Here is a 4,909-nt window from a genome sequence, read left to right on the forward strand (position 1 = left end):
TGTGTGTTTTCCGGTTGTAAGTTCGTCTAAAATTTTCAGTTTAAAAGGTTCTGAATACCGTCTAATTATTTTGTCATTTTTGTACATAATGTTTAAAATTATGTAGCCTATATTCAGGACGGGTCAATATTACACACAACGTGTATGTGTATGGTTAGTTGCGTACAAGTACGCTATTATTCTTTGTTAAGCAATATACTAAAAAGTAGGGAAGAACCGTCGTCTTAACCAACTAGAGCAATTGACTATACACGTTGTTGGCTACTGTTATTTTTATTGAAAATATGAAAAAGAATCGTTTATCTCCTTAAAAATGAATTCAGTGAAATTGATTCTTGACTTATTTGTCTTTTCATCAAAGATTGGTAAGATTTCAGAGTTACTTGAATTATTATCGCACCATATATTTCCAACTTCATCTCCGTTTATAACGATAAAATATTCTGTCAAGCAGCCTGCATTTTTTATGAAAATTACTCCATTATTAAATCCGTTATGAAAATAGTCTAAATGATCATTAACGTAAATAGTTTCATAAGGGTAATATTTATCTATTTCTTGATTTTCACTTCCTGAGTATATTCTTTTTGTATGAGTGAATTCTAATGAAGGGTTTAATTTATTGCTTTTTTTGCGATAATAACCTAAATCTATTTTATCCATAATATTACTCAAGCCAGGTTTATTATTTAAAATGCCTTTAGAACATTTAGTAATAAAATTCTTAAAGTCATCAGGTAGCTTGATTTTGAAATCTTTTTCAAATTGATTCACCCTCTTTTTTGAGTATGGATTAAGTATATTAAAAACATTTTTTTCAGAATTTTTCAATTTAAATTCATTGAAAACATTTTCTAGATTGCTGTAATTCATAATTGTTGCCAACGTGTATGTGTATGGTTAGTTGCGTGTAAGTACGCTGTTATTCTTTGTTAAGCAATATAGTGAATTGTGAGAAAAAATCCTGCGCTTAGCCATCAAACCGCAATTAATTATACACGTTGTTGCCAGTAGTTTTTAGTTGTTTGGTTCAAACTTTTCAAAGCTTTTTCCATTACTTTTATAAACTCCGTCATTGTCTGTTCCGAGCCATATTATTCCGTTATTGTCTTGATAAATAGTAATTAGCAAAACATCTTTTTCTTCATTATTGATTTCAATTTCTGATAAAGTTTTTCCGTCATACTTCCATACCATACCACCGTAATTTGTCATCCATAAATCGCCATTTATATCTGATAAGCCAGAATTGAAATAATAAGGATTATCTTTTTCAATTCCGATAATTTTATCATAAACTAATTTTTGCGGTTCGATTTGATATTTACTTATAAAATTACTTAACCAAAAATATCCATCTTTGTCTTGAAGTATTGAACGAACTCCAGGTGCTGTGCCATTTGGAAGTATAGACAGTTCATTTTCACCAAACCACATAAATGATTGTCCGTCATATCGAAAGGCTCCCGCTACGAATGTCCCAAACCAAATATTTCCATCTTTGTCTTTGTTGACTTTATAAACCGAATAAAGGTTGTTGTTATTGAATGGACTTACGAGCGTGTCAATTCCAAATGTCTTTTTTAAATTTTGTCGTGGTAATTTTAATTCAAAAAGAGAATCTCCATCATAACGATATAAGTCGTTTGCGTTGTAACCAAACCATAAATCATTAGGTTCTAATTTCCATTTGTTTTTTGCTGAAACAATTGGCTTTAAAGTTGTTAATGATTTTCCATCATATTTACTAATTCCGTTGGCTGTTTCAATAAATATATTTCCAGATTTGTCTTCTTGAATTCCTCTGATTGTATTGTTTACCAATCCGTTCTCTGTTGTAATTTGTTTTAAATCTTTCTCATTAAGGTGAAAAATGCCTTCTCCATTACTTCCAAACCAATAATTTTCTTTTGAATCTTGAAATATTACCCAAATTCTATCGGCAAGATTTGATACAGTCTTTCCAAATTCAAACGATTTGGTTTTGATTATTTTCGATTCAATTTTTTCCTGTCCATTGCAGGATAAAAAAGTACTCGAAATGAAAATCAGTAAGAATATTTTAATAGAATTAATGTTCATTTTATTCGAGTATTTCTGGTTTTGTCAAATTACTGGCAACGTGTATGTGTAAGGTTTCGTTGCGTTGGTTTGCTTAAAATTAATAAAAGAAACCAAAACCACTGATGTTTTTGTCTAAAATATTCCAAGTACAAAAAAAAGAAGCAATGAACTTTACACGTTGTTGTAGGTAGTTTTTTTCAGAGTTCTAATATTTTATTTTCAGATTTTGCTTTTTTGTGCTTTATAGATCCAATAATTAAAAAAATCAGCATAAAGATTGGTATATAAAAATAGTGCTTCGCTATTCCGCTAATCGATAGTAAAATGTCAATAATAATTCCAATCAAAGCATAAGAATGGATTAAATTATTTCGAATTGAATATCCGTTTTTGATATTTACAAAGTGAGTAATAGAATTTAGTTTGTCTTTTTTCAGAGTAAGAAAATCAATTTCTGTCGTATTGTTATTTTCAGAGAGTGATTTTAATTCAGTTAGATATTCGAGAATTGTAAACTTATGATTTCTCACATGAGATTGTGGTTTTACAGTATTCAAATATTCTGCAACTTTAGTCAAATCAATAAAACTAATTTTAGCTTTTTCTTCAATTCCGTTTTTTTGCTCAAGATCTTTAACAAGAGTTTTGTATTCTTTCATAAAGAAAGTTTTATCATTTTCTAAATCTTGAACTAAAGACATAATTTTATATGGAGTTCGGTTTTTCTTAAATTACCTACAACGTGTACGTGTATGGTTAGTTGCGTACAAGTACGCTATAATTCTTTGCTAAGCAATATACTAAAAAGTAGGGAAGAACCGTCGTTTTAACCAACTTGCGCAGCAATTAATTATACACGTTGTTGGCAGTAGTTATTTATAAAAAAAAGCCCACTTAAAAAAGTGAGCTCTATATATTAAAGGATCTTTTAAATCTTTATTCTTTCGCTAAATTAAAAGCAATAGAAAGTTCTTTTCTAAAAACTTTTGCATCTCTTTCAGTTCGAATAGATTTAGATAAATTATCATTAACCATTCTATTAGAACTTTTAGCAATAGAATTAGAAACACTACCTTTAGCTAAAGCTTTAAGGTTAGTAATCTTATTTTGAACTGTTTGTCTCATAATACAAAGATATTAATTTATTTTAATTATTTAGAGAAAAGATGTAATATCTATATAAATCTCTTGGACTTCTTTTTAAATCAAAAGGTTCTGGTCTTGGTTTAAAAAGAGGTAATCCATCACTATCTCTTTCAATATCTGTGCCATTTCTTAATAGTTTAACATACCAATCAACACCAACAGTAACAATTGTATCAGATAGAGTATCATTATTATATCTAAACATCCTATGATAAAGATATGCTCTTATCTCATCAGAACCATCTATTCCAATAGAATATTGTTTATCACTATTATCTTCTAAAAATGTAATTGCAAAAAAAAGGATAGTAGAAAAAACTTTATTTAGATTCTTATGACGTACAGCAATGGCGTCATCTATTTCGTTATCATCTCCTAAAGGACCAAATGCTAAATTAAATACATTAGGAAGTAAAGGGTCAGGATGCTCACTTATTAAAACGTGTAATTCTAAATCAGTATTGTCTTTTAGTTCAGAATTAAATGTAAATCTTTTTAAATCTTCACTTGCAGTAGTAGCATCAAATGTATCATCTAAATCAATTTTTATCATATTTAATAACTTCTGTTTTAATTACTGCCAACGTGTATGTGTATGGTTAGTTGCGTGCAAGCACGCTGTTATTCTTTGTTAAGCAATATAGTAAATTGTGGGAAAAAATCCTGCACTTAGCCAACAAAAGCAATTAGCTATACACGTTGTTACCCAACGTTTTTATTCAGTTAATCAAGCTTTCCAATTTTTTCAAGCTCAATTATTAATTCTATTATCTCTAACTCATCCAATTCTGATTGACACCATTCGATGAATAATTTTATAGAATTAGGTGCAAATTCAGGAATTATTTGTACAACATTTTCGTTTGTTAAATAATACCAAACACAACTTATATTGCAATTAGAGCATATTCCAGAGTGATGATCCATTGCCGCAATTTCGTTTTGAATACTGCCACAATTTCCACAACATATTTCTTGATGATTTCCTTTAGTTAGCCATTCCTTTTTCATTCCACTTAACTTACTCCTCAATATTTTTATCTACCATTAACAATTGAATCATTATGTTTTTCTATCAAATAATTATTTACAAGATCATTGTAGCAATCTATAGGCGAAAATTTCATGCAACCCATTGAATAACATTGAATTCCATATTTTTCTTTAAGATTTTTATGTAATTCATTATCTGGTCCCATTCCGTACTGAAAATATTTTATTCCTCCAGATTTTAAATCGGCCTCAAATTGTTTTTTTAATTCGTCACAATTATATTTTTCATATTCAATCTTTGTCTCAACATATTTATTCCATTCATAGTATTGATATGATAAGTAAACACTCAATATCAATGAAATTGAAAAAGTAAGCAACATTATTTTTGTTAATACTTTTCGCCAATTTTTTGCTAAGAAATATAAAATAAAACTTATAAATCCAATCACGAATAAGATTTTTGCAATCATAAGGTTTTCGTGATTCCAATACTTCCATTTGATAGAACTATACACTAGAAATATGAATCCAATAGTTGCAACTAAAATGATTGAATATTTCGTTTTAGATTTCATTTGTATTATACTGAAATAGGTTGACCTTTTTTTGGTTCATTTTTCGTCAATTAAAAGGTCAAATATTCTAAATTTTGTTTGTTCTTTTTGTAGGAACAGTATTTTACATTTTGGTTAAGATGAACAAA

Annotated in this window: 7 protein-coding genes; all 7 read right to left on the bottom strand. The window is 28.5% G+C overall.

Features of this window, described 5'->3' with window-relative positions:
- Positions 1-273: 273 nt before the first annotated feature.
- Positions 274-885 (bottom strand): SMI1/KNR4 family protein, encoded by a 612-nt coding sequence (locus tag N4270_RS16910; protein ID WP_260098533.1) that lies wholly within the window; start codon positions 883-885, stop codon positions 274-276.
- A gap of 132 nt (positions 886-1,017) precedes the next feature.
- Positions 1,018-2,082: a two-component regulator propeller domain-containing protein gene (locus tag N4270_RS16915; protein WP_260098534.1), complete on the bottom strand. Its 1,065-nt coding sequence runs from the start codon at positions 2,080-2,082 to the stop codon at positions 1,018-1,020.
- Between the two features lie 179 nt (positions 2,083-2,261).
- Entirely contained in the window at positions 2,262-2,765 is a 504-nt protein-coding gene (locus N4270_RS16920) for a hypothetical protein (RefSeq protein WP_260098535.1), read from the bottom strand.
- Positions 2,766-3,000: 235 nt separating this feature from the next.
- Positions 3,001-3,189: a hypothetical protein gene (locus N4270_RS16925; protein WP_260098536.1), complete on the bottom strand. Its 189-nt coding sequence runs from the start codon at positions 3,187-3,189 to the stop codon at positions 3,001-3,003.
- Between the two features lie 22 nt (positions 3,190-3,211).
- Positions 3,212-3,763 carry a hypothetical protein gene (locus tag N4270_RS16930; RefSeq protein ID WP_260098537.1) on the bottom strand — a complete coding sequence of 184 codons (552 nt, stop codon included), beginning with the start codon at positions 3,761-3,763 and terminating at the stop codon, positions 3,212-3,214.
- A gap of 170 nt (positions 3,764-3,933) precedes the next feature.
- The gene (locus N4270_RS16935; protein WP_260098538.1) at positions 3,934-4,221 is read right to left on the bottom strand and encodes a hypothetical protein; all 288 of its coding nucleotides are present in this window, start codon (positions 4,219-4,221) and stop codon (positions 3,934-3,936) included.
- A 26-nt stretch (positions 4,222-4,247) separates the two neighbouring features.
- Positions 4,248-4,676 carry a hypothetical protein gene (locus N4270_RS16940; protein WP_260098539.1) on the bottom strand — a complete coding sequence of 143 codons (429 nt, stop codon included), beginning with the start codon at positions 4,674-4,676 and terminating at the stop codon, positions 4,248-4,250.
- Positions 4,677-4,909 lie beyond the last annotated feature (233 nt).

Source organism: Psychroserpens sp. SPM9 (assembly GCF_025153525.1).
In the GTDB taxonomy this organism is placed as follows: Bacteria; Bacteroidota; Bacteroidia; order Flavobacteriales; family Flavobacteriaceae; genus Psychroserpens.

Excerpts from the sequence above, each read along its gene's own strand:
- N4270_RS16915 (WP_260098534.1), bottom strand. The coding sequence starts at position 2,082 with ATGAACATTAATTCTATTAAAATATTCTTACTGATTTTCATTTCGAGT.
- N4270_RS16920 (WP_260098535.1), bottom strand. The coding sequence starts at position 2,765 with ATGTCTTTAGTTCAAGATTTAGAAAATGATAAAACTTTCTTTATGAAA.
- N4270_RS16925 (WP_260098536.1), bottom strand. The coding sequence starts at position 3,189 with ATGAGACAAACAGTTCAAAATAAGATTACTAACCTTAAAGCTTTAGCT.
- N4270_RS16930 (WP_260098537.1), bottom strand. The coding sequence starts at position 3,763 with ATGATAAAAATTGATTTAGATGATACATTTGATGCTACTACTGCAAGT.
- N4270_RS16935 (WP_260098538.1), bottom strand. The coding sequence starts at position 4,221 with ATGAAAAAGGAATGGCTAACTAAAGGAAATCATCAAGAAATATGTTGT.
- N4270_RS16940 (WP_260098539.1), bottom strand. The coding sequence starts at position 4,676 with ATGATTGCAAAAATCTTATTCGTGATTGGATTTATAAGTTTTATTTTA.